Below are 22,321 nucleotides of genomic sequence, written 5' to 3'. Positions count from 1 at the left end.
GTCCCGATATGAATTTGATCGAGATCTCAAATTATTAGAAGTAAAAAGCCCAACCGATGTTGAAGTAGGTCGCTTTGACTTCCAGCTCAATGTCCGTGTTGTCGTCTTTAATAGACGCGGATCCAGCGCCGAGTTCCGCCTTCAAAGCAAAGATTTCGGAAAGTGGGAACCACTTCAAACCGAAACCCAGACTTGCCGTGCTGCCTTTGGCATCCAGCGTGTCAGATTCCATAACCACGCTTCCAAGACTGAGAGCCGCGTAAGGTACCAGGTCTTCGCCTGGTTCATTCTTCAGAATGTTAATATGACCGATCAACTCAAAGGTACCCGCGGTCGTTTTGTCGCCTGTATCTTCGTTTTTGTCAGTAGAAGATGTAAATGCGCCACCCAATTCAAATCTGCCGAAGTTGTACAGATATCCAAATTTGGACTCTGTAGATGTGGTTTCTGATTCCGTGTTGGTATCTTTATTTTTAAGCTTTGTATTAGAGCTGGTCATTTCCCAGGTCATACCGTGCGTGCGCTTTCTCAGGTCCTGATGGGAATCCTGGGATACAGAAGCTTGTGCCGGTGTTTCCTGTGCAAGGGCATTGACTGAAGTGGTAAGAACAAGGGCTGCAATAAGGTGTTTCATTTATCCTCCGTGGAAAATATTGTAACGAAGAATAATAAACAATCATTGGTTTTTGATAACTCAGGCCCTTTGTCCTTTCATATGTGACTGACGCATTCCGCCTCCGCTACGGCGGCGGAATGCGTTGAGGATGTTCGGTTAGCGGCAGAATTCTGCCGTTGAGTCCTGCTGGCAAGCCCACTTTTGCAGGGATTGAATCTGCTGCTTCAAAATTGCATTCTCTGCTTTCAAAGCTTCGTTTTCAGTATTCCATTTTGCGTGGAACTCTTTAACAGCTTCAATCAAAGGTGCCACAAGGTTGGCATACTGAACAGCCAGGAACCCATCATTGTCTTTCGTGACCACATCCGGGAACACAGTTTGAACTTCTTGTGCGATCAAACCCACTTGCGGACCTTTTTCAAAATTCTTTTGCGGGAACTCATCGGTTCTCCAGTCATAGGTCACACCACGCAGTTGCAGCACTTTTTCAAGGCTTGAATCAATGGTTGCGATATTGCGTTTGAAACGACGATCGGAAGTATTGGCCCAGGAAGTGCCCCCGGCAGTTCCATTCACATGCAACATATAGGCTGGATTTAAAACTCCAATGCCGACCGAGCCCGAGTCAGGTTCTGTTAACAGAGCCCACTTGTTCGTGATCGTTCCCGTACCAGTGGGGTTGCGAATCATGATGCCGGTGTAGTTGGTGATCGAGTCATTGGTGGCCGTGACCGCAATCATCTCAAGCCCGTGGGCCGTGGTGATAGAGGTTCCTCCGGCAGCGGTTCCTTGAAGCATGAATTCTGAAGTGATCGCATTGACCTTTTCCATAACGGGAAGACTTGCCACACCCCGAACTGAGATTTGCCCCCAAAGGCCCGTCTGCAGTCCAGTGATGGCGGCGGCGGGCGTGCTTTCAGGTGTACTTAAAGCAATTCCCCCGCGCACGCCGTATCCTGTGGCTGAAAGCCCGCCAGAGTTGCTGATTATGACCTCCGAGTTGATTCCACCCATGGATCCGCTGGTGGCCTTAGTCCCGTCAATGTTGTGTCTGACGCCAATGGCGGGCATGGTCTGACTGCCGGCAGAGGATAATTTATGACTGGCCGTTACCAGGAATCTTCCCGTGCCGACAGTTCCGCCACTTCCAATGAAGCGAGAGTCAAAACTGAATGAAGCCGGGTTTGTTCCTGCAGAGCCCATGTTGCCAAGATAGAAGGAAGCGTCGGTAATGCGCAGACGTTGAGTTCCCAGAACACTGAATGCAAGCTGGCTTGCTCCGGGGCGGTATATGCCAGTCGTGCTGTCGCCCGAGAAAGAATAAGTTGGGGCGGAATTCGTGCCGTTGGTCCCTTGCAGCGGGAATGTCGGCGTCATGGCCGGCAGGCGAGCGGCATCAATCGTTCCGCCAGTGATTGCCGCGGCATCAAGACCCGAAATGTTAGAGCAGGTAAAGGCATCGGTAACGGCTGACCAGGTCAGGGTCTGAGAAGCCATGCACGACGTTGCAAACTGGGTAAGGCCTGAGGAAGTTTTCAAATCATCCACGCCGAAATAAACCGGTTCAAGGCTGCCTGAATTAAATCGATACACCTGACCATCTAGCGGAGTCGTCGTGGCAACAGCCACGCCCTGAACTTTCGCCACAGTGGGATTGGGAAGAGTTCCGGAAAGATCCCCACCCAAAGCAGTACTGCTTTGGAATGCACCGGTGATTCTCGAGTCATTGCCCTGGGCCGCCGTTCCCGCAGTTGTACCATAGTTCACCGCCACGGTTTTTGTGGTGGTCCCGACGACCGAAACGCCGGTACCAGCAAGCACATCTGAAACCACGCCAGTTCCGCCGGCATCGGTGACACAAGTGAAGTTCGTGCCGTCAAAGAAGACCACCTGTCCTGCCGTACAAGCCGCCCCGGGAAGTGTATTGGTACGAACAAAATCCGTGGCCGAATAATTTCCCAGTTTCAAAGCTGACGAAGCAAAATGCGCATAAGGCACAGAGCGGATTTCATTGTCCGGACTGATTTGCATCCAGCCGGTGCCGTCATGGAATTGCACACTCAGGCGGCGGGATTGGTCCGCGACAGGACCTTTTTGGCTGGCCACGTTGTTACCAGCATCGGCGCAATCCAAAGTGGTGGAGTTATCAAAGACCTCTTTCAAGCCCACGCTGCCGGAAGTGGGGAACAGCTTGGTGCCAGTTCCCAGTGGCACATCAAAGACCCCTTTAGAGTTCATCATGTTCACGCCGTTTTTCTGTTCGCGATAGTACACGCACAGGCCGTCTTCGGATTTGATTTCAAACAGGAAGCTGACGTTGTTGTATTCCAGCGGGGCTCCATCGGATTTAAGAATGCGACCCTGATAGGTCAAAGTATTCGGAGCAGCCTGCGCCAAAACCGAAAACAACAAAACGGGCAACGTGAATGCAGTAGTTCTAAACATGCGAAACTTGTCGGTTTGGCAGTTAAAATTTTTAAATATTTATTTGACGAATTACCAACCTAAGAATGAAACCCGGCCCTGTGATGGGGGTAAGAAGAGGGAACCTCAAAAGGTGAAATTTGGAAAACATGAGAATGATTTTTCAGAGTGAAAATGTCTGCCCCGAAAGGGCGATAGAGAAGCATCTTGTCCAGACATTTCAAAGTGGAGCCTGGCGGCATCCTGTGAAGTTTTGTTCTGCTAATTTCCACTTTTTCAATTGCTTTGCATTCGAAAAAGTTTCGGGTTCTTTGCGTTGACCAAGGCGGCAATTGCACTAGTCTCGAATCCTTTCGAAGGAGTACGTCATGGTAAATATTCTGGGATTGTTGGCTGTAACTTTGTTTTCTTTCGGTGCCGGAGCGGCCCAAATGAATGTCGAAGGCTCGTGGGGTGCGGACGCCATTCAGTGGCAGATCACGCAACAGGATCGCCACCAAAGCTGGCACATGCAATCCGGTTCTCAGTATAAAAACCTTGAAGTCGACAAATGGTCCAATATTGAATCCCAGGTGACCAGCGCGGATGAAAAAACCAATCTGGAAATTCGTTACACCGAAGGTCTGACTCGTTTGTTTGGCCAGCTGGATGGTAAAAAAGTTGAAGTTTCCATCGAGCACACCAACAACGGCACGCTTCGTTTTTCAGGTGTTTACAAAAATCATCGTCCGTCTTTGCGGTTTGATGTTCCGACGGTGAATCGTCCGGGCCGGGCAACAGGGTTCTTTAAAAATGACCTGGCCGACCTGTATATTCTGCCACGAGAAAAGGGCTATCACTTCAAAGGCTATATGAACGGATACTGGATTGACCTCGAGGTTCTAAAAGTCGCTGAAGGATCTTACACCCTTCAGGGCAGCTATCTGAGCAAGAAGATGTCCTTGTCGGTGACCACAGAGATCCCCATGGATGATCTGATTGAGTATCTATTGTTGGACACTCCGATGCCGGACATCGATTTCCTGAATCTGAATAAAGCCGGCTTCTAGTTATTTGTTGCTGCCGTTTTTTGGGGATGAATTCCCAGAACCACCGGCAGCGCCTCCTCCACGGGCAAAGCCTTGTGAAGCGGCCAGAATGATCACTAGAATAAGACTGATAAAGTATCTCATGTAGGCTCCTGAAGCGTGTCGATCACATTGAACATAAATATCGGCAAGGGGCCGCGTGACGAGGGGTCTTCTAACAGGCGCATTTTGTCCTGAAAGGCCTGCACATCGATGTCCAGCCACCTGCGATAGGTGGTTTCATTGATGGATTCAAAGAATAAGTTCATATAGTTGGCATAGTTTTCGTCGGTGCGTGCGGGTTTTGAGTACTTTTCCGTAAGTCGCAGGCCCACGGATTTGATGGCCTCTGCTGAAAAGGTGGAACGGTTGGTGCCCAGGGCGTACCGGCCGTTTTCCAGTTGGCGTAGCACGTTCATCTGCTTCATTTTTTCCAGGATTTCCATTCCGTATTCACCGAACCGGGTTCTGACGAATCCCCTATCAAAAGGACGTGTGTCCGCCAGAACATAGAGTTCGGCAAAGCAAGGGTCTTTGATCAGCTCCTGCTCGACATTGACGTTGTACCTGTGCAGGGGAGACGACTTAAGCTGGGGATCGGTGCGTTTTAGTTTTTCCTGAATCAAGGCCGGAGCCGAATTCAGCATCTGTCCCAGGTCCGCGGTCCCGGTCAGGCAGGAGTACAGCTTGTACAATGTCTGATAGGTGGGATTGTGTTCTTTTTGGACCAGGCGCTTTAAAGTTTTGGTGTGAATTCGGGTCTTGGCAGACAGTTGCATCAGTCCCTTGCGGGGGTCTTTATGACGTTGCAAAAACCGGCCAATATCCCGACTGACTTGTTCCTGAATCGTGGTGGAGTCCTGCATACGCAACCTCGCTTGTTTTCTGATGGCGTAGTGTCCCCTTGGAGGTTTGGCAAGGCTCCTGTGTGAATCCCGAGGCTCGTCGCGCAAGCCTCGGGTGAAAAATGCAGACTAGTGGCAGGAAGGAACTGTCAAAGCCTTGTTGAACAAGAATTTGTAGGTGTCATTGCGAGAGCTCATTTTTTTGGAAACTTTCACATTTACAGTCAGTGGATAAGTGCCGGAAACAACTTTGTCTGTGCAAACTTCGCGGTTTTTGCCGATGTATTTGCAGTCAGAAACCGTGCGAGTGTATTTGATTGGAGTGTACAGGTATTTGTAGCCAGTGATGACTTCTTTAGAACGGTTTTTGCCAATGAAAATGGTTTCTCTTTGAGCAACTGCTTTTTTAGTTCTTAGCATTTGGCCATCAGCGCACACGAAAGTGTAATCAACAGCGTGACCCATGAACACGACGGGAGCGTCGATTTTCAGGTTGGTGTCCGCCATCAGCACTTCCCATGAAGTGTCAGCAGTGTGAGCAGATGCCGCAGAAGCGGAAATCAACAGAGCGATCATTGCGAATACGTTTTTCATAAGTTCTCCTTTTGGTTTGTTTGATGGGTCTTGATTCCATCAGTTTCCGCGAGGATTCAACGGGAATTGAGCGTGGATTGGAAGATTGTTGGACAAGGTTATTTTTGTCCACCATGCAACCGGACAAAGATGGGTTTGTCCTTTAAGGGTACACTTTTTTCATGATGTCAGCTGGCATGGGGAGTTCTGATTCTTATCAATTCTACGGGTATTTTCGGGATGAATTGCGCCCATGACATATGACTTTGCTATCCTAGAAAGGACCTTTTGCAACAAGGAGGCTAGCATGTCTGGTCATCATAAAAACAAAGGTTTTAGTCAAACAAGCAAGCGCTTCGACGGGGCCTTAAAAGCTCAGCACCAGCGCAGTCGCAGCAAACAGATGGATCACTCTGCCGATCACCGCGAGGAAGAATCCGAAAGCCGTGAGTCTCAGAACGTGTCTTCATCCAAAAAGAACCCACGAGCCTAGGAGGGCTTTATGAGAATGAATCCTTTGCAGGACAGTGATACGGCGAAGTGTATCAACTTTTGCTTTACAACGTACCGTGTGTGTTTGGAGACGCTCAATCACGTGCAAGAGCAAGGAATGCGTTTTGCGCAAACTGAACTGACGTCGTTGTTGCAGCTTTGCGCAGACACCTGTGATCTGCACGCGCGGATGGAGATGGCGGAAGCTGATTTTGCCCCGCAAGCGGCGGAACTGTGCTTCCAGATCTGCAGTCGCACGGCTTTGGAGTGTGAAAAGTTTCCGGAAGACTCGATTGTCATCAAATGCTCTGATATCTGCCGCAAGTGTGCCGAACACTGCCGGGGGATGGCGGGCATGACCGTGCGGGTGAAGCCTTCTCAGATGTCCGCTCGACTGTAAACCGAACAGGCCTCGCTGTTGGAGATCAGTGATTGATCTCCGGCGGCGGTGGTGATTCGACAGGTTTGTCGATGACTCGCTTGAAAACAGTGGGTTCGGTTTCTTCTGTCATCCACGCACTTAAAAGACGCAAGGTGACAGCCAGAATGACGGGCCCAATGAAAAGGCCCACGATACCAAAAGAAATCATTCCACCCAGCACACCCACAGTGATCACCGCAGCCGGCAGGTCAGCCCCGCGTTTGATCAGAATCGGGCGGACAAAACCATCCATCAATCCCACCGCCACCGCCCAGCCCAGCAGAATTGTTCCTGCGGTGTTGTGATCTTGCGAATAAAGCCACGCCACTGCGCCCAGCAAAGGCAGCAACGGCCCAAGTTGTATCACACAGAAAATCAGAATCACGGCGGTCAGCAGTCCAGGCTTGGGAACTCCGGCAAGCCATGCCCCCAGGCCACCAAGGGCGGTCTGAATCAGGGCGGTGCCGATAATACCCATGGCCACGGCTTTCACTGATTGGGTGGCCAGCCTCAAGGCTTCTTCGCCGCGCAATCCGGCAAGTCGGCGTATGAATGTACGGCAGGATTGGGCGATCTTTTCTCCGTTGGAATAAAATATTGAGGCGACGATGATAGTCAGAATGCAGTGGACCACCAGCATGGTGATACTGCCAACGCTGCCGACAATCCATTCAAAACCCTGATGAATATAGGGCCGTGCTCTTTCGATCAGCTCTTGAGGGGCGGTGGCCGCCAGTTCATTCCAGCGGGCCGCAAGGCGGGCTCCACCCAAGGGCAGTTTTTCAAGCCATTCCGGAGCCGGAGGCAGCTGCGTGTTTGCCAGATCCTGCAGGCCTGACACAATCACATGACGGTTGGTGAGCAATGAGAAAAGGGCCGCCGCCAGAGGAACGATCACGATGGCGGTCATCAGCAGCGCCATCGTCAGCACGGCCGGGAATCGTTTGTTGTTGAATCGGGTTTGCAGTTTCAGCATTGTGGACCAGGTGGCAATGACGATCATCGCAGCCCAGATCATCGCTGGTAAAAAAGGCAGCAGCACCCACAGCGAGATCACCGCCAGCAGTCCCATAAAAAGGGTGCTTAACAATGTCTTGGTCAGGTCGGTTGATGGCGACATGATGATTCCTCCTGCATCCCTTCATCGCAACCTTGAAGGGCCGGAAAATCAAACTGCCGTTAGGCCTTTGGTAAATTACATTGGAATGAATGGCAGGAATGCCGAGGGCACCGTGATGGATTTTGCAAACGCGCGGAAGTAATCGTCGTACATGTGATAATGGCCTTCATCACCTTTTTTGGTGCCCCAGCTGTTGCGGATCTTCCATTTCACCACGCGCCCGGTGCGCGGATCCAGTTCATAGCCCACGATCTGAACGGCATGGCCACCGCTGTTTGTGTCAAAAGCCTCACGCATCTGGCGCGTGGCCGGACGGGCATAGGTGGGGATATGGAAGGCGCGAATGGACATGATGCCGCTGGAAGCATCCACGTATTCAGCGTGGTGATCATAGGACAGATACACGGCTTCGCCTTTATCCAGCATCCGGCGCGCGGTATCTTCGACCTTGTCGAGCGAGGTGATGAGTTTGCGTCCTTGAGGTGTTTTTTCAAACTTGGTCGCAGCCTTGCGATCATTGTGAATCGCCATTTGGGTCATCGGGCCTTCAAAGGATTCAAAATATGCTTTGGCAAAGTCTTTCGGTGTCCATGTCTGTCCCTGGAATTCAAATTGAGCCGGCACTTCGCCCACCATTTGGCGGAATAGATCTTTGATTTGATTTCGTCCTTGTTCCAGAACCGCTTCGCGGGCCGGACCCTCGGCGGTTTTTTCTGCCTGCCACTGAGTGCGCACCAGAATGTTTTCAATGAATTCAGACATTTTCTTGGCCTGAGGGTTTAGCATGAAATCGGATTTTGGTTTCCAGGCGCCTTCCGGTATAAGACCGTATTCCAGAATGCTTTCGCGCGAAAACAACGGGCCGGCTCCCAGTTTGACTTCGACTTCTTTGGATGGTTTTTCCAGGCGCAGCAGGCTGCGCTCCAGCCAGTGGCGGGCACTTAGGTATTCGTTTGAAAGGGTCAGGGATTGTCCGGTTTTTTGTTCGTAGCCGCGTTCCAGATGTGACATCCACGAGTGCAGGTGACAGGTGCCAAGGTTGCACTGATTTTTGATTTGCGTGCTTTGTTTCAGGTCCACGGTGTAGCGGGTGTGGTGTTTGAAATCGGCTCGCAGGGTGCCCCAGATGACTTCTGCGGGTGCCTGATTTTGGAAGGCCTGAAATTGGAATACGTCGGCGCACAAAGGGGCACCGCCAGCCTGAATAGGCAGGCTCCACAAGCTGAAAACAAATAGCAGCGGGAAGAGGAACTTCATGCAGCTTAAGAATGCAAGCCGCAAGCCAAAAAAAAGGCGTCTCAGAGTGAGACGCCTTGGGAATTCAAAGACAATGACAGCCTTAGTGGCGGATCATTTCCGGCGCAGTTTCATTCGCCAGATCATTCAGGCAGTCCACGAAGAACTTGCACACGATAAACAGGTGAACCTGCTCATTGGCTTCCAAAGCCGGTTCCAGTTCCGGGGACATGAACAGCTCTTCGATGATGTAGTTCAGAATTTCAGGCTGACCTGCTTGAGCAGCTTTGTCCTGAAGGTCTGCGATCATGTCATCGTTGATTTGCAGATATTTTTCGAATTCAGCTTCGTTCTTTTCAAAACGCTCAACAACTTCATCTTCGTTCATGGCGCGAAGATTTTTGTATTGTTCTTCAAAAGAACGGTTCAGAATCAATGCCATCATGAAGCCCAGATCCTGAGCGCCTTCGCTCATGTCTTCAATGAACTCCATAAAGAAGCCCGCCAGATCCGGTTGAACCTCAAAAAGGTGCTGGGACGCTTTTTCCAGGTCGCTTTCTTCCGTGATGCTGCAGATTTTATCGATGGAATTTTGCACTGTTTGGAACGGAATTTTTTGCATAAGCGACCTCGTCTTTATCTTTCCTTTAATCAAGAAAGAGTTTTATATTTGCAGAATACACAGGGAGTCCCGTTTTATGCAATTCATTCTGATGCTGGTAATTTGTTTTTCGGCCATAGCCGGCAGTGCCGCCGCCCCAGCGGGCAGTGCTGGAGTGCCGGCAGGCACGCAAGCTGAAGCTCCGGCCCCGGCCGGCAGAGCGCAGGCGCCATCTGGCGCCGTAGCTGAAGCAACTCTTTATTCGCGCAAAATCCAACCGCTTTTTGACAATCGCTGTCTGGCCTGCCACAGCTGTTTTAATGCTCCCTGCCAGCTGAATTTGCAGAATTTCGAGGGGTTTCAGAGGGGCGCGAACAAATTAAATGTCTATGACGGGACTCGTTTAAAAAGTGTCGAGCCCTCACGTATTTGGATTGATGCCCATGCGGACGAGTGGCGTAAACGCGGATTCTATGAGGTCAGCACCAGCAAAGATCCTGACCAAAACCTGTTTTTCCAGATCACCCAGCTACGCGCCACAGCGAAAAATGCAAAAGTCACCAAGCAGGTATCTGAATCTCAAGTCTGCGCACAGACCATGGCCGACTATCAGCTTTTGGCTAAAAACTCGCCAGAGCTGGGGATGCCTTACGGTTTCCCGGCCCTGAACGCGGCTGAGCTTGCAACCCTGAAGGGCTGGGTGAAAGCGGGCAGTCCGGGGCCGAATGCGGAAGAATTGAAAAGCCAGAATACACCTTCTGCTGAATTGCAAAGCCAGGTGCGTGAATGGGAGGAATTCCTGAATCAGGAAACACTTCGCCAGAAGCTGGTCAGTCGCTATCTTTACGAACATCTTTTCCTGGCGCATATTTATTTTCCGGAAAAGTCTGAAGAATTTTTCAGACTGGTGCGTTCCAAGCAGACCTGCGCGCTGGGGGTTCAAGAAATCGCCACCCGTCGTCCCAATGACAATCCCGGGACAGCAAAGTTCTGGTACTGCCTGAAAAAGTTCCCGGGCACGGTCGTGAAAAAGACCCACATCCCATACCAATGGAGCCCGGCAAAGCTAGCCCGCTACAAAGAACTCTTCCTGGCCGAAGCCTGGAAAGTTTCTGCTCTGCCAAGCTATGATCCCGGCGTGGCGGAAAATCCGTTTGTGGCCTTCAAGGATATTCCCGTGAAGGCCCGTTATCAGTTCCTGCTGGACGATGCCCAGTATCAGGTAAGTACTTTCATCAAGGGCCCGGTGTGCAACGGCAGCATGGCCGTGAACTCCATTCAGGAACAGTTCTATGTATTCTTCCTGAATCCTTCGTCGGACAACATGGTGCTGTCTGAAAAATACGCCGACAAAGCGGCGAATCTTCTGATGATGCCGGGCGTGTGGGGCAGTGATGTGGATGTGAAAGAAACACCGCTGTTTTATAAAAAGCTGGTCGACCATCGGGAAAAGTACCGCAAGCTTCGCACGGATGAAATGGCAAAGCTTCGTCCGGACGGTTACGCGCTGAAAGATGTCTGGGACGGCGGGGGCTTTAATCCCAATGCCACACTGACCGTGCTTCGCCACGATGACAATGCGGTGGTGATGAAAGGGGCGGTGGGGGATCTGTCCAAGACCGTCTTTATGCTGGATTACCCATTGTTTGAACGACTGGTTTACAATCTGGTGGTGAACTTTGATGTCTTTGGCAATGTGTCGCACCAGTTGCTGACCCGAGTTTACATGGACATGATCCGCATGGAGGCTGAAGAGCTGTTCCTGACCTTCCTGCCATCGGAAGAACGCTTAAGCTATCGTCGTGCGTGGTATCGTGGGTTGCTGGCTCAGGCAAAGATGGCCTATGTCTTCCCAACGGTGGGCTCTGCCGAGCCCACAGGCATTAAATTCAACGAAGACAACCACACGAAAAAGCAGTTCGTGCAAAAGGTGCTGTTCTTCCATCAGAACGAATCCGTGCGGGGCGCCTGGGACTTTATCAATTGGAAGAATCTGGAAGTCCCCGACAGCATGCAGGGTCAATGGAAAGTGCAGGGGCTGGATAAAGAGCTTCGCAAGATCGCGGCCGTGAAAGCGGAAGCATCCCTGCCGTTTTCGCAGTTCTTCCCGGATCTGGCACTTCTGAATATCAAAACAGCCAAGGGTTTGAAAATATACTCGCTCATTCACAACAAAGAGCATGAAAACATCTCGTGGATTCTGGGTGAATCTTTGCGTATGGACCCTAAAAACGACACGCTGACAGTGCGTGAAGGGGTGTGGGGCTCTTATCCGAATATGATCTTTAACGTGAAGGAAAATGAGCTGGCGGCGTTTGCGATTCAAGTGCGTGGGATGAAAAGTCCGGAAGATTATCAGAACCTGGTCACCCGCTACGGCCTTCGCCGCAGCAATGCCAAGTTCTGGTCTTTCTATGATGATATGCACAGCGCCATGAGAAAATCAGATCCAGTGAATTTCGGATTTCTGGATCTGACCCGCTATGAAATGAAATAGAATTTTTTCTGTTCGGTGTCCCACTCGACTGTGTACACCACGCAGTTCGGGGTGGGCAGGCTTTCGGTGATGTCCGGTCGCAAAGAATGCAGGAACCGGCGCATCGCCAGTCCATGAGTGCAAAGACCGATGCTGTCAAAGTCATGCTGTTCACACAAGTCCGTCAATGCGGCGGCAAAGCGCTCTACTGTGGCCCAGGTGTTTTCCGCGTCCGGGAATGCAAAATCAAAATGCTGGCGATCTACTGAAATCCATTTTTCCCAAGCGTGGGGGCCATATTCCTGCGCCACCGCTTCACGGGTCATGCCTTCGATTTTCCCCATATTGACTTCACGAAATCCAGCTTGAAGCAGCAGGGGCTTGGACAGGTGATGATTGGCAATATGGGCAGTCTGCTGGGCACGCTGCAAATCACTGCTGACAAAGAATTCAACCGGATTGTCGCGGAAGAACAGTTGCAGACTCAAGGCCTGCTGACGGCCTTCGTCGTTCAAAGGAATATCTGTGTGTCCCTGCAGGCGAAGCTGCGAGTTCCAGTCGGTGAGTCCATGACGGAAGAGATGAATGGTTTTTCGCATAGTGGCTCTATTGAAGCACTTGCCAGTGGCATCGGAAAGAGAAAAAATCAGAATATGAAAAACATTTTTCGCGCTCTGAAACAGGCTTTTGAATCTCTCTTGCGATTGCGGATGTTTCTTTTGATTCTGGGACCTCCGGTGGCGACGGTCCTTGTGCTGCTGGTTTTGTTCATCGTTTACTGGAGTGCATGGACCGTGGGAATTGCCGGCGTCATTGGCAATCTGTGGGGCTTTCAGTGGGTGCAACAAACCACGGGTTTGACCGATTTGGGACTATGGCTGGCAATGATTTTCCTGGTGATGGTCTTTATTCCGCTGGCCTATGTGATATCGGTCTTGATTGTATCGGTGTTTGTGATGCCCATCGTGCTGAAATGGGTGGGGGATCAGGATTTTCGCACTCTTGAAAAGCGCCGGGGCGGAACCATTGCTGGCAGTGTTTGGAATACGGTCAAAGCCACGATCTTGTTTGTGGTGGCCTTTATGATGACTTTGCCGTTGTGGCTGATACCGGGGTGTCAGCTGGTCGTGCCGCTGGTGCTGACGGCGTGGCTGAACAAAAAGGTCTTTTTGTATGACGTTCTTCAGGATTATGCCTCCAAGGAAGAGCGTAAAAGCATCGAATCGGAAGAATCCGGCTCCCTGTACCTGATGGGGCTTTTATTAGGACTCCTCTCATATATTCCCCTGGCTTTCTTCTTCGTCCCCATTATATCGGCTTTGAGCTATACCTATTACGGCTTAAACGCCCTGGAAGAGCGCCGAAAGTGATTTTTCCTGCCCGGAAAGTGGATTTTGCCGGGCATTTGGTGTATCTCCTAGGGTATGACAAAGTGCAGCCATGATCGGAAGAACATTGATATCGACTCTCTGAACGAGAGAGTGCGCAAAGCGGGGATGAAACTGACCCAGCAGCGCGGTCAATTGCTGAAGATCCTTTTGCATCATCCCGAGCCTATTTCCGCTGACGAGATCTTTAAAAAGATCGACGACAAATCCGACGGCATGGATCTGGTGACAATCTATCGCATCCTGAAAAAATTTGAGGAAGGCGGCTTGGTTTCCCGTCTGGAATTCGGGGACGGCGTTGCGCGCTTTGAACTGACTTTGGAGTCAGGCCACCATCACCACCACGTGATCTGTCGTCACTGCCAGCGCGTGGAACCTTTGCATATCTGTGATCTGGATCAGCATATCAAGATGGTCGAGGCGATGGGGTACAAACAAGTGGCCCACCGCTTGGATTTCTTTGGCGTGTGCTCCCGCTGTCAATAGCTAAGAGCTTCTTCTTCCTGCCAGCGCGGCAGACGCACCACAAATGTCGTGTTCGGCGCCTGACGATCCAGGATTAATTCGCCTTTGTGGCTTTTCATAATACCCGCAGAAATACTTAGGCCCAAGCCCGTGCCTTTGCCGACTTCCTTGGTGGTGAAGAAGGGCAGCATGATCTGTTCGGCGATTTTTTCCGGGATTCCGTTGCCGGAATCAATCACGTGGATTTCGATGCTGTCGACCTGCTCGACAACTTTGATGCGAATCCATTTTTCCTGTAAATCACTGATGGCATCAAAAGAGTTATTCAACAGATTCAACAACACCTGTTCGATCTGAATCAGGCGGCATTCCACTTCCAGTTCCGGGTCGATTTCGCCGACTTCGACCTCCACGCCATGATTGTAAAATCTGGTGCGGCAGAATTCCAAAGTCTCTTCGATGATTTGTTTTAACGGAATGACTTCAAACGGATCGTAAGTGCCTTCGCGGGCGAAAGAGCGCAGGGACTTGATGATACGGGCAATCTTGTCTGCGGTACGGCTGATGCTTTCAGCGGCCTGCTTGATTTTTGCCGGATCCATTTTGCCAGAGTCCACCATCTGCTGCAGCTGAAAGGCGCGGGCCTGGATGACGGTGAGGGGATTGTTGATTTCATGCGCGATACCGCCGGACATCTCGCCCAGAGCGGCCATCTTGGTGGAGGAAATCAGCTTGGCTTTGTTTTCAGCCATTTCGCGTTCTGTCTGGAATTCTTCAGTGGAATCCCAAGCGACGCCGTACATGCGCGGGCTGACGGTGTTGCCATTTTGGGTCATGAACTTGCCATAACATTTGATGTGATGGATCTGCTGATTGGAATGGGTCACCCGGTAAGTGACATAGAAATCCTGGCGGTTTTCAACGGCCTCTTGAATGCGGCGATTGACGCTTTCCATGTCTTCGCGAATGGCGCGCTTCCAGACTTCATCCAGCGGGTTTAAGCCCGGCAGCACCGGCACGTCATGCATTTCATACATTTTCGTGTCCCACTGCAGGCGGTTTTTTTCGATATCCCATTCCCAGGTTCCCATATTGGCGGCAGAAAGGGACAGGTTCATTTTTTCAATGGTCTTTTTTAAAGTCTCTTCATAGCTTTTGCGATCATCCACATCGGTGGCGATGCCCAAAATAGTGGCGACGTTGCCATCTGCATCCCGGGAAAAAGGTGTGATGCGGTCATTGATCCAGTGATATTGCCCGTTGTGATCTTTAAAGCGGTATTCGATGGAAATGACCTCGCCCTCTTTCAGGGTGCGGGACTTTTCAATGGCGGCGTTTAGAACGGGGATGTCGTCTGGATGCATGGATCTGGCGTAGTATTCCGGGCCCAGGGCGCGAAGCTCGGCCAGGGTGTATCCATACAGATCCTTCACCCGGTCGTTGAACCACACCATATTGACCTCGTTCAGGTCGAAAATATAGACGCTGTTGGGGATCGTTTTATTGATCTTCTCTAGCAGAGTATTTTGGTCTTTCAGAAGGTCTGTAATCATAGATTTATTTAGTCTATCCTAGGTTTTTGGTAACGCGAAACGGCTAAAATCATAATAAAACCTTAACAATACAGCGCAATATCATAGTGCTAGAGTTTGTCCCATAAATCCATAGGGAGATTTTATGTTGACCAACTTTGTAGTGTCTTTGTCTGTTGTTATTGCTGCGGCTTTGGCGCACGCACAAGCTCCAGTTATCAAAATCGATGGTTCCTCCACCGTATTCCCAATCACCGAAGCAATGGCTGAAGAATTCCAGTCTTCCCAACGTGGTAAAGTGCGCGTGACCGTCGGTATCTCCGGAACAGGTGGCGGCTTCAAAAAGTTCTGCCGTGGTGAAACAGACGTTCAAAATGCGTCCCGTCCAATTCAAGCCTCTGAAATCGAAACTTGCCGTAAAGCGGGTATCAAATTCCTGGAACTTCCAATCGCTTATGACGCTACTGCTGTGGTGGTAAACCCTAAAAACACATGGTTGAAGTCCATCACCGTGGCTGAACTTAAAAAAATGTGGGAACCAGGCGCTCAGGGTAAAATCAACACCTGGGCTGACGTAAACCCAGCTTGGCCAAAAGAAAAACTGAAATTGTACGGTGCAGGTTCTGACTCCGGTACCTTTGACTACTTCACGGAAGCAGTTGTTGGTAAATCCAAGTCTTCTCGCGGTGACTATACAGCTTCTGAAGATGACAACACTCTGGTGACAGGTGTTTCCAATGATCTTTACGCTTTGGGCTATGTTCCGCTGGCGTACTATGAAGAAAACAAAGGTAAGCTGAAAGTCGTAGCCATCGTCGGTGGCGACAAAGCCCCTAAGAAAAACGAAGCGGTGCTTCCAGGTCGCGAAACGGTTGAGAACGGTTCTTACTTCCCACTGTCTCGTCCAATCTTCATCTACGTTAGCGAAAAATCCATGGCCAAAGCTGAGGTGAAAGAGTTCGTGAACTTCTACATCAGCAAGTCCTTCGAAATCGTTCCTCAGGTGAAGTACGTTCCACTTCCAGCCAAGGCTTATGACATGGTTAAAGACCACGTTAAAAAGAACAAGCTTGGAACCGTCTTTGGCGGCCACTCTGAAGTGGGTTTGAAAATTGAAGAGTTGATGAAACGTGAAGGTTCGTTGTAGTTTAGCCACGTGAGTAAAAGCCAACTTAGAAAACTTTCTGAATTCACATCCGCCGACCACCCGGTCCGGCGGATGCGTCGTTTAAGGGAGCGGGCCATTGAAACGGTCCTGTTCCTGGCGGCGGCTTCCTCGGTTCTGGTCACTATCGGCATCGTCGGTATCCTAGTGACGGAAAGCATGCCGTTCTTTGCGCATGTGCCCCTTAAAGACTTCTTAACAGACACGCAGTGGACACCGCTTTTTGAAAATGCCCGCTATGGTATTTTGCCTCTGCTCAGTGGAACTTTACTTTCCACGGTGATCGCGTTGTCGGTGGCAATACCACTAGGCACAGTGGCGGCAGCGTTTTTAAGTGAATACGTTCGTCCTTCGGCGCGTGAAATTTTAAAACCTGTCCTGGAACTTCTCGCGGCTGTACCTACAGTTGTTTACGGTTATTTTGCTTTGTTGTTTGTGACGCCTCTTTTGCAAAAGATCATTCCTAACCTTGGGGGCTTCAACGTCCTCAGTGCCGGAATCGTAATCGGGGTGATGATCGTTCCTTATGTGTCCAGTCTGAGTGAAGATGCCATGCGCTCGGTGCCTAATCACCTGCGCGAAGCTTCGTTTGCGGTAGGGGCGTCGCGCATGCAGACGGCCTTCCGGGTTGTGATTCCGGCGGCGTTTTCGGGGATCACTTCTGCTTACATTCTGGGCATCTCCCGTGCTTTGGGTGAAACCATGGTGGTGGCGATCGCGGCGGGCATGCAGCCCAATCTGACGATCAATCCCACCGAACCTGCGGCGACCATCACGGCCTTTATCGTTCAGGTCAGTTTGGGGGATTTGCCTCACGGTTCGATCGGGTATCAGAGTATTTACGTGGCGGGGTTGAGCCTTTTGGTGCTGACCTTGTGTTTCAATATCGTGGGCCTGTGGCTGCGTAAAAAGTTCCAGGAGAAAGAGTAAATGGATTCACGTCAGGAACTTTTGGCGAATATCAAGCGCCGTCAGATGTGGGATTTTGCTTTTGCCCTGATGGGTTTGTTGTCACTGCTTTTTGCTTTGGTGACTTTGCTGGCGCTGATTGTGGATCTGGGGATGACCGGGATTCCGCGCATCAATGCTGAATTCTTCGTAAACTTCCCTTCGCGCTTTGCTGAAAAAGCGGGGATCTTATCAGCATGGGTGGGATCTTTCCTGATCATGGTGACCACGGCGGTTTGTGCCATTCCTTTGGGGGTGGCCGCTGGTGTGTACTTGGAAGAATACTCCAAGAAAAACTGGGTGTCGCAGATCATTGAATTGAACATCATCAACTTGGCGGGGATCCCATCGATCACTTACGGTCTGATGGCGCTGGGTCTGTTTGTATACAAGTTAAAACTGGGTCAGAGCATTCTGACCGCCGGTTTGACTTTGGGGTTGTTGGTTCTGCCAATCATCATCGTGACCACACGTGAAGCCATCCGTGCGATCCCGAACACCATCCGTGAGGCGAGCTACGCGATGGGGGCCAGCAAGTGGCAGACCATCCGCTATCATATTCTGCCTTATTCTTCCGGTGGTATTCTGACGGGTGTGATTATCTCACTGTCCCGTGCTATCGGTGAAACAGCACCGTTGATCACGATTGGCGCTTTGACGTTTATCGCGTTCTTGCCAACGCCGCCGATTGACGGGCAGTTCCCTTATGTGAATTTCACCTGGCTCATGGATCCATTCACCGTGATGCCTATTCAGATGTTTAACTGGTTGTCACGACCTCAGCCCGAGTTCCACGTGAACGCGGCGGCCACGGGTGTGGTGTTGCTTGTGATGACTTTGATTATGAACGGTGGGGCGATTTACCTGCGCTCCCGTTTCCGTAAAAAGATGAAGTGGTAATTTATGCAGTTGAATTTGCGCGCTGAAGTTAAAAATCTGGTTTTCTCTTACGGTGATAAAAAAGTTCTGAACGGCATCACGTTGCCGATTTATGAAAACCGCGTCACTGCTTTGATTGGTCCTTCCGGTTGCGGTAAGACCACGCTGCTTCGTTGTTTCAACCGCATGCATGATCTTTACGCCAATGCCCAGTATCAGGGCGAGATTCTGCTTTATCCAAATCAAAGCAACATCCTGGGTAAAGACATCGACCCAATGGAAGTGCGCATGCGTATCGGAATGGTTTTCCAAAAACCAAATCCATTCCCAAAAAGCATCTATGACAACGTCGCTTACGGGCTGACGGTTCGCGGGGTCAAAAAGAAAAGCTTCATCGAAGAACAAGTTGAAAAGTCCCTGCAGCAGGCGAGCCTTTGGAACGAAGTCAAAGATCGTTTGCACTCTTCAGCGACCGCGCTTTCCGGCGGCCAGCAGCAGCGTCTGTGCATCGCCCGCGCCCTGGCGACCGAACCTGAAATCCTGCTGCTGGATGAACCTACATCAGCCCTGGATCCAATCTCCACTCGTCACATCGAAGAGCTGATTCAAGAGCTTCGTAAAGACGTCACAATCGCGATCGTCACCCACAGCTTGCACCAGGCAGCCCGTGTGTCGGACTTCACCGCATTCATGTATCTGGGCGACCTGATCGAATTCGGCGCCAGTGATCAGATCTTCACCAACCCAAAAGATCAAAGAACAGAAAACTACATCACAGGCCGCTTCGGCTAAAAGGTACCTGCTTACTTTTGCATAAGCGTTGCGTTGTTTATTGGAAGGCGATTTTCAGGGCTAGTTTGGCGTAGTAGGCGTTGCCGATATCGACTTGGTTGCCGGGATCCAGTTCGTAGTTTTCAGCAACGAAGAATCTTCTGTCAAAGGCGTGGCCCACTTCAAAGTCTGCAAAGACGGACTTGGACAATGGCGACTTGATACCCATCAAGAATTTCTTTTCATCATAGAACAAACGATCTTCGCGGTTTTCGCGACCGTATGGCAAATAAGTTACCTGACTGAAGTCCATTCCCGCATACACTTGCGCAAAGTCGTTCAGTTTATAGTACACCGTGCTTTTGATCACCCAGGGAACCAAGGTGAAGAAAGTCAGTCCGAACTTGTCGGCAAACTGCCAGTTGATCGAAGCAAATGGGGCGCCCAGCACCAGATTCAATTCACGGGACGGGTAATAGAACCACGCAAAACCCGGCAGGGGAATGTTGTTCAGGATCGGGCGGTTGTTGGAATAGTTGGCCAGTAGCAGCCAGCTGCTGGTGGCATCGCTCGGGTAGGAGTAAAAGGCCGTCACCCCTAAAGTGGAAACCGACGGGTCATAGAAGGGTTTGTCGCTGGCAGAACCGTAGTTGACCATCACGGACCACATGCGTTTTTCACCGATCACTTCCGTGTAGCTTGCGCCAAACTTGATGTCATATAGCTCGGAATGACCGTTCTGTGCGGGGTCCACGCTCATCTGGCTTCCTGAAAAACTTAAGCCCACGGATTGAGTTTCAGTTTTGTAAACCGGAGAGCTTAAGTCCACCAGTTGATAGCGCATGTTGGCGCGCTCTTGTGGGAATTCCGCCTTGTCATAGAAAAAGCCCAGATAATTAAATGTCGGACGCTGACGACCCGGCGGGGTTAAGCCTTGAGCCAATTCAAAGGCCAATGCAGAGGTCGAAACACCCAAAACTGACAGAACGGTGATCAATAACTTTGTCATATCCCACAGCTTAAAACCCTCTTTGCTTGCGGACAACAGCTATTCTATCAGGGGTTCAAAGTATTTAAATCTGACGATCTTTACATCAACTTAACTCGAGTTTTCAAAAAGACCTCGTTAGCCTTGGTTATCCCTTTCAAGTAGGTGAAGAATGAGACGTCAAAGAGGCTTGGTGGTTCTCTTGGGGCTGGTGGTAATCGGCAGTCTTGGCATCGCCGCTTTTCGCGGATTGTCGACGCCCGAGAAAGCAAACTGCGTTCAGATTTATTTTGATGCCGAGTCCCGGGACCAGTTGGCCTCGGGGAAAGCTTTTGCCCAGCAGTTGCGGGGGCTTTTGGCGCCGTATGTGGGTTACTCGGTTCACGCATCGGGGATTGGCAGTTATCAAAGCGGGGAAGTCCATCGCTGTGATAAAAATATTTATGTTGGAACTCATTTCGACCATCGCGTTCCCCGGGTGTTTGTTGAAGACTTTATGAACACCAAGGGGAGCGTTGTGTGGTTTGGTTATAATGTCTGGCAGATGGGCCCACGCTTGGAAAGTGAAATGGGTTTGCGCTTCCTAAGAATGGCGCGCCAGGAATTCACGGGCTTTTTTGATGAGGTCCTTTACGAAGGCGGGTTCTTTAAAAAAACCAATAAGACCCTGACTGAACAGGTGGAGCTTTTGCCGTCGGATATGAGCAAGTTTTCCATGCTGGCTGAATCGCGAAACTCCGTCACCCGTGAAATTGTGCCCTATATCGTTCAATCTAAAAATCGCTTCTATGTGGCCGATGTTCCAGAACTTGAGGCGGGTCACATGAACCTGATGATGGCAGAGGTTCTGGCTCGGTTCATGGAATCCAAAGCGCAGCCTCGCGGGGTTATCGCCTTTGGACTAGGTCATTAAATGCTCTCTCCTGCTTTGCGATTGCCTCGCATTGGCAGAGTGGTTAGGCTAGTGGGATGACATCACTTCAGACTGATAAGTACTTTATTCGTGAAAGCATGTTCAACCTTGTTGAGCTTTCTTTGTTGGCCCGTCTTTATGAGGCTCACTGCACGCCATCAGCGTCCAGCGGGAAAATCAGCCCTGAATCTCTGGCTCAGACCTTGTTGAAAATGAAAGCGACAGAAAAGAACGGTCAGCTGCGTGTGGCGATCTTTGAAACAGACCCTGTGGGCTTTTATTGGAATTATGAAGGCAAGGTTCTGGCGCACTGGGTGCACCCGGATCATCGTGGCCATGGGGTGGAGCAAAACCTTCTGGGCGGCGCTTAAGCCGTGACTCAATTCTGGAGCGGTAAAAGAGTTTTCATCACGTGCCCCACGAGTTTTCTGGGGGCGTGGCTGGTGCAGACTCTGCTTGATTCCCAAGCCCAGGTGTTTGGCTTTGGCGAGCCCGCCGCGACATCTCCGAATCTTTTTGATTTGAAAAATCTGGGGCAGAAAATCTCGATGACCTACGGGGATATGCGGGATGAATCCGCGTTGCGCGAGGCTTTGCAGTTTGCTGAAGCGGATGTGGTTTTGCATCTGGGGGAAAGCGGTCTGATTTCTGACCTTGGCAAAAGACCTTTGGAAACCTTTGGCAAAGCAGCACTTGGAACGGCGACCTTGATGGAGTTGATGCGGGAAACCGCATCGGTGCGTTCCTTGGTGGTGGTCAGCTCAGATAAGGTCTATGGACGAAAAACTTCCGGCGAGGATCTGACTGAAACAGATGCAGTGGCGCCGTCAGCGATTTTACCCACAGCAAAGCTCTGTGCCGAGATGATTGCTCTTTCTTATCGTCAGAGTTTTTTTGCCCCTGAAAAATACAATAAACATAAAATTGCCATAGCCACGGCTCGTATTGGTTCTGCCATTGGTGGCGGGGACTTCACCGAGCAGGCGTTGATTCCGCAGGCTGTGCAGGCCTTCGTGGCTGGCAACAGCTTTGATTTAAAGAACCCTCAGTCCGTGCGCCCGTGGATTCACGTGCTGGATCAGGTGGCGGGCCTGATGAGTCTTGCCGAGGCTTTGTATGAGCGCGGGCCGAAGCTTGCGCCGACCTATAATTTTGCGGCGAAAGATACTAACACAGTCGGTGAAGTTGCGCAAGCTTTGGCGACAGCCTGGGGAGAAAATGCCCGGGTGAATTTGGGCGAGGGGTCGAAGTCCTCGTTGTCCGTGCATGCGAATTTGGATTCAAAGCTCGCTCAGAGCGATCTGAACTGGAAAGTTCAAAGAAATCTCACAGATGCTCTGAAAGAAACACTTCAGTGGTATAAAGAATTTTATTCTTCAAGGACTTCTGCTACCTTGTAGG

At 50.6% G+C, this 22,321-nt stretch carries 24 protein-coding genes; 13 read left to right on the top strand and 11 right to left on the bottom strand.

What is annotated here, in order from left to right:
• Nucleotides 1–34: 34 nt before the first annotated feature.
• Entirely contained in the window at nt 35–634 is a 600-nt protein-coding gene (locus AC04MQ_RS10515) for a hypothetical protein (RefSeq protein WP_015090775.1), read from the bottom strand.
• Between the two features lie 138 nt (nt 635–772).
• Complete coding sequence (locus AC04MQ_RS10510) at nt 773–3,061, bottom strand: tail fiber domain-containing protein (protein ID WP_475392057.1); 2,289 nt, start codon at nt 3,059–3,061, stop codon at nt 773–775.
• Between the two features lie 347 nt (nt 3,062–3,408).
• On the opposite strand from AC04MQ_RS10510, the gene AC04MQ_RS10505 reads away from it, so the two are divergent.
• On the top strand, nt 3,409–4,089 hold the full coding sequence (locus AC04MQ_RS10505; RefSeq protein WP_015090777.1) for a hypothetical protein: 681 nt from the start codon (nt 3,409–3,411) through the stop codon (nt 4,087–4,089).
• Here the strand turns inward: AC04MQ_RS10505 and AC04MQ_RS10500 are convergent, their stop codons facing one another.
• From AC04MQ_RS10500 to AC04MQ_RS10490, 3 genes are all read right to left on the bottom strand, one after another.
• Nucleotides 4,090–4,212, bottom strand: a complete 123-nt coding sequence (locus AC04MQ_RS10500) for a hypothetical protein (RefSeq protein WP_268742071.1) — start codon at nt 4,210–4,212, stop codon at nt 4,090–4,092.
• Nucleotides 4,209–4,973, bottom strand: coding sequence for a hypothetical protein (locus AC04MQ_RS10495; protein ID WP_015090779.1), 765 nt, complete (start codon nt 4,971–4,973; stop codon nt 4,209–4,211). Before AC04MQ_RS10495 ends, AC04MQ_RS10500 begins: the two co-directional genes overlap by 4 nt.
• Nucleotides 4,974–5,081: 108 nt before the next feature.
• Nucleotides 5,082–5,546: a hypothetical protein gene (locus AC04MQ_RS10490; protein WP_015090780.1), complete on the bottom strand. Its 465-nt coding sequence runs from the start codon at nt 5,544–5,546 to the stop codon at nt 5,082–5,084.
• 286 nt (nt 5,547–5,832) lie between these two features.
• Between AC04MQ_RS10490 and AC04MQ_RS10485 the strand changes: the two genes are divergently transcribed.
• Complete coding sequence (locus tag AC04MQ_RS10485; protein WP_015090781.1) at nt 5,833–6,018, top strand: hypothetical protein; 186 nt, start codon at nt 5,833–5,835, stop codon at nt 6,016–6,018.
• A 9-nt stretch (nt 6,019–6,027) separates the two neighbouring features.
• Nucleotides 6,028–6,417: a four-helix bundle copper-binding protein gene (locus AC04MQ_RS10480; RefSeq protein ID WP_080602364.1), complete on the top strand. Its 390-nt coding sequence runs from the start codon at nt 6,028–6,030 to the stop codon at nt 6,415–6,417.
• 25 nt (nt 6,418–6,442) lie between these two features.
• Here AC04MQ_RS10480 and ydiK read toward each other — a convergent pair whose 3' ends face one another.
• The 3 genes from ydiK to AC04MQ_RS10465 form a co-directional block, all read right to left on the bottom strand.
• Nucleotides 6,443–7,558 (bottom strand): AI-2E family transporter YdiK, encoded by a 1,116-nt coding sequence (gene ydiK / locus AC04MQ_RS10475; RefSeq protein WP_041577418.1) that lies wholly within the window; start codon nt 7,556–7,558, stop codon nt 6,443–6,445.
• Between the two features lie 75 nt (nt 7,559–7,633).
• Entirely contained in the window at nt 7,634–8,815 is a 1,182-nt protein-coding gene (locus tag AC04MQ_RS10470; protein ID WP_041577420.1) for a C1 family peptidase, read from the bottom strand.
• Between the two features lie 82 nt (nt 8,816–8,897).
• Nucleotides 8,898–9,416, bottom strand: a complete 519-nt coding sequence (locus AC04MQ_RS10465; RefSeq protein ID WP_015090786.1) for a hypothetical protein — start codon at nt 9,414–9,416, stop codon at nt 8,898–8,900.
• A 76-nt stretch (nt 9,417–9,492) separates the two neighbouring features.
• Here AC04MQ_RS10465 and AC04MQ_RS10460 point away from each other — a divergent pair, with 76 nt between their 5' ends.
• Entirely contained in the window at nt 9,493–11,892 is a 2,400-nt protein-coding gene (locus AC04MQ_RS10460; RefSeq protein ID WP_475392056.1) for a fatty acid cis/trans isomerase, read from the top strand.
• On the opposite strand, the gene AC04MQ_RS10455 is transcribed toward AC04MQ_RS10460, so the two are convergent.
• Complete coding sequence (locus tag AC04MQ_RS10455; protein WP_148278771.1) at nt 11,877–12,470, bottom strand: histidine phosphatase family protein; 594 nt, start codon at nt 12,468–12,470, stop codon at nt 11,877–11,879. The genes AC04MQ_RS10460 and AC04MQ_RS10455 overlap by 16 nt on opposite strands.
• A 54-nt stretch (nt 12,471–12,524) precedes the next feature.
• On the opposite strand from AC04MQ_RS10455, the gene AC04MQ_RS10450 reads away from it, so the two are divergent.
• Together AC04MQ_RS10450 and AC04MQ_RS10445 are read left to right on the top strand one after the other, a co-directional pair.
• Complete coding sequence (locus tag AC04MQ_RS10450) at nt 12,525–13,241, top strand: EI24 domain-containing protein (protein WP_235046316.1); 717 nt, start codon at nt 12,525–12,527, stop codon at nt 13,239–13,241.
• Between the two features lie 54 nt (nt 13,242–13,295).
• Entirely contained in the window at nt 13,296–13,745 is a 450-nt protein-coding gene (locus AC04MQ_RS10445) for a Fur family transcriptional regulator (protein WP_041577422.1), read from the top strand.
• Here the strand turns inward: AC04MQ_RS10445 and AC04MQ_RS10440 are convergent.
• Nucleotides 13,739–15,277 carry a sensor histidine kinase gene (locus AC04MQ_RS10440; protein WP_475392055.1) on the bottom strand — a complete coding sequence of 513 codons (1,539 nt, stop codon included), beginning with the start codon at nt 15,275–15,277 and terminating at the stop codon, nt 13,739–13,741. The two genes, AC04MQ_RS10445 and AC04MQ_RS10440, sit on opposite strands and share 7 nt — an antisense overlap.
• Before the next feature lie 124 nt (nt 15,278–15,401).
• Between AC04MQ_RS10440 and AC04MQ_RS10435 the strand changes: the two genes are divergently transcribed.
• From AC04MQ_RS10435 to pstB, 4 genes are all read left to right on the top strand, one after another.
• Nucleotides 15,402–16,403, top strand: a complete 1,002-nt coding sequence (locus tag AC04MQ_RS10435) for a PstS family phosphate ABC transporter substrate-binding protein (RefSeq protein ID WP_015090793.1) — start codon at nt 15,402–15,404, stop codon at nt 16,401–16,403.
• 72 nt (nt 16,404–16,475) lie between these two features.
• Complete coding sequence (pstC, locus tag AC04MQ_RS10430; RefSeq protein WP_015090794.1) at nt 16,476–17,351, top strand: phosphate ABC transporter permease subunit PstC; 876 nt, start codon at nt 16,476–16,478, stop codon at nt 17,349–17,351.
• On the top strand, nt 17,352–18,269 hold the full coding sequence (pstA, locus tag AC04MQ_RS10425; RefSeq protein ID WP_015090795.1) for a phosphate ABC transporter permease PstA: 918 nt from the start codon (nt 17,352–17,354) through the stop codon (nt 18,267–18,269). It begins immediately after the preceding gene.
• A gap of 3 nt (nt 18,270–18,272) precedes the next feature.
• Complete coding sequence (gene pstB, locus AC04MQ_RS10420) at nt 18,273–19,040, top strand: phosphate ABC transporter ATP-binding protein PstB (protein ID WP_011164136.1); 768 nt, start codon at nt 18,273–18,275, stop codon at nt 19,038–19,040.
• Nucleotides 19,041–19,077: 37 nt separating this feature from the next.
• Here the strand turns inward: pstB and AC04MQ_RS10415 are convergent, their stop codons facing one another.
• A complete protein-coding gene (locus AC04MQ_RS10415) occupies nt 19,078–20,028 on the bottom strand; it encodes a hypothetical protein (RefSeq protein WP_148278773.1) in 951 nt (316 codons plus the stop codon).
• Nucleotides 20,029–20,179: 151 nt separating this feature from the next.
• Between AC04MQ_RS10415 and AC04MQ_RS10410 the strand changes: the two genes are divergently transcribed.
• Genes AC04MQ_RS10410 through AC04MQ_RS10400 form a run of 3 tightly spaced genes read left to right on the top strand, consistent with a single transcriptional unit; the run spans nt 20,180 to nt 22,320 of the window.
• Nucleotides 20,180–20,920, top strand: a complete 741-nt coding sequence (locus AC04MQ_RS10410) for a hypothetical protein (RefSeq protein WP_041577426.1) — start codon at nt 20,180–20,182, stop codon at nt 20,918–20,920.
• A gap of 56 nt (nt 20,921–20,976) precedes the next feature.
• On the top strand, nt 20,977–21,291 hold the full coding sequence (locus tag AC04MQ_RS10405) for a hypothetical protein (RefSeq protein ID WP_011164139.1): 315 nt from the start codon (nt 20,977–20,979) through the stop codon (nt 21,289–21,291).
• A gap of 3 nt (nt 21,292–21,294) precedes the next feature.
• Complete coding sequence (locus AC04MQ_RS10400) at nt 21,295–22,320, top strand: NAD-dependent epimerase/dehydratase family protein (RefSeq protein WP_475392054.1); 1,026 nt, start codon at nt 21,295–21,297, stop codon at nt 22,318–22,320.
• The last annotated feature ends 1 nt before the right edge of the window (nt 22,321 follow it).

The sequence above is a fragment of the Bdellovibrio sp. MYbb2 genome (assembly GCF_056175685.1).
This window is presented reverse-complemented; position numbering and strand designations above follow the sequence as displayed.

Excerpts from the sequence above, each read along its gene's own strand:
- AC04MQ_RS10470 (WP_041577420.1), bottom strand. The coding sequence starts at position 8,815 with ATGAAGTTCCTCTTCCCGCTGCTATTTGTTTTCAGCTTGTGGAGCCTG.
- AC04MQ_RS10405 (WP_011164139.1), top strand. The coding sequence starts at position 20,977 with ATGACATCACTTCAGACTGATAAGTACTTTATTCGTGAAAGCATGTTC.
- AC04MQ_RS10460 (WP_475392056.1), top strand. The coding sequence starts at position 9,493 with ATGCAATTCATTCTGATGCTGGTAATTTGTTTTTCGGCCATAGCCGGC.
- AC04MQ_RS10500 (WP_268742071.1), bottom strand. The coding sequence starts at position 4,212 with ATGAGATACTTTATCAGTCTTATTCTAGTGATCATTCTGGCCGCTTCA.
- AC04MQ_RS10410 (WP_041577426.1), top strand. The coding sequence starts at position 20,180 with ATGAGACGTCAAAGAGGCTTGGTGGTTCTCTTGGGGCTGGTGGTAATC.
- AC04MQ_RS10450 (WP_235046316.1), top strand. The coding sequence starts at position 12,525 with ATGAAAAACATTTTTCGCGCTCTGAAACAGGCTTTTGAATCTCTCTTG.
- AC04MQ_RS10495 (WP_015090779.1), bottom strand. The coding sequence starts at position 4,973 with ATGCAGGACTCCACCACGATTCAGGAACAAGTCAGTCGGGATATTGGC.
- pstC (WP_015090794.1), top strand. The coding sequence starts at position 16,476 with ATGCGTCGTTTAAGGGAGCGGGCCATTGAAACGGTCCTGTTCCTGGCG.
- AC04MQ_RS10480 (WP_080602364.1), top strand. The coding sequence starts at position 6,028 with ATGAGAATGAATCCTTTGCAGGACAGTGATACGGCGAAGTGTATCAAC.
- AC04MQ_RS10465 (WP_015090786.1), bottom strand. The coding sequence starts at position 9,416 with ATGCAAAAAATTCCGTTCCAAACAGTGCAAAATTCCATCGATAAAATC.
- pstB (WP_011164136.1), top strand. The coding sequence starts at position 18,273 with ATGCAGTTGAATTTGCGCGCTGAAGTTAAAAATCTGGTTTTCTCTTAC.
- AC04MQ_RS10455 (WP_148278771.1), bottom strand. The coding sequence starts at position 12,470 with ATGCGAAAAACCATTCATCTCTTCCGTCATGGACTCACCGACTGGAAC.
- AC04MQ_RS10445 (WP_041577422.1), top strand. The coding sequence starts at position 13,296 with ATGACAAAGTGCAGCCATGATCGGAAGAACATTGATATCGACTCTCTG.
- AC04MQ_RS10510 (WP_475392057.1), bottom strand. The coding sequence starts at position 3,061 with ATGTTTAGAACTACTGCATTCACGTTGCCCGTTTTGTTGTTTTCGGTT.
- AC04MQ_RS10440 (WP_475392055.1), bottom strand. The coding sequence starts at position 15,277 with ATGATTACAGACCTTCTGAAAGACCAAAATACTCTGCTAGAGAAGATC.
- AC04MQ_RS10505 (WP_015090777.1), top strand. The coding sequence starts at position 3,409 with ATGGTAAATATTCTGGGATTGTTGGCTGTAACTTTGTTTTCTTTCGGT.
- pstA (WP_015090795.1), top strand. The coding sequence starts at position 17,352 with ATGGATTCACGTCAGGAACTTTTGGCGAATATCAAGCGCCGTCAGATG.
- AC04MQ_RS10415 (WP_148278773.1), bottom strand. The coding sequence starts at position 20,028 with ATGACAAAGTTATTGATCACCGTTCTGTCAGTTTTGGGTGTTTCGACC.
- AC04MQ_RS10435 (WP_015090793.1), top strand. The coding sequence starts at position 15,402 with ATGTTGACCAACTTTGTAGTGTCTTTGTCTGTTGTTATTGCTGCGGCT.
- AC04MQ_RS10515 (WP_015090775.1), bottom strand. The coding sequence starts at position 634 with ATGAAACACCTTATTGCAGCCCTTGTTCTTACCACTTCAGTCAATGCC.
- AC04MQ_RS10485 (WP_015090781.1), top strand. The coding sequence starts at position 5,833 with ATGTCTGGTCATCATAAAAACAAAGGTTTTAGTCAAACAAGCAAGCGC.
- AC04MQ_RS10490 (WP_015090780.1), bottom strand. The coding sequence starts at position 5,546 with ATGAAAAACGTATTCGCAATGATCGCTCTGTTGATTTCCGCTTCTGCG.
- ydiK (WP_041577418.1), bottom strand. The coding sequence starts at position 7,558 with ATGTCGCCATCAACCGACCTGACCAAGACATTGTTAAGCACCCTTTTT.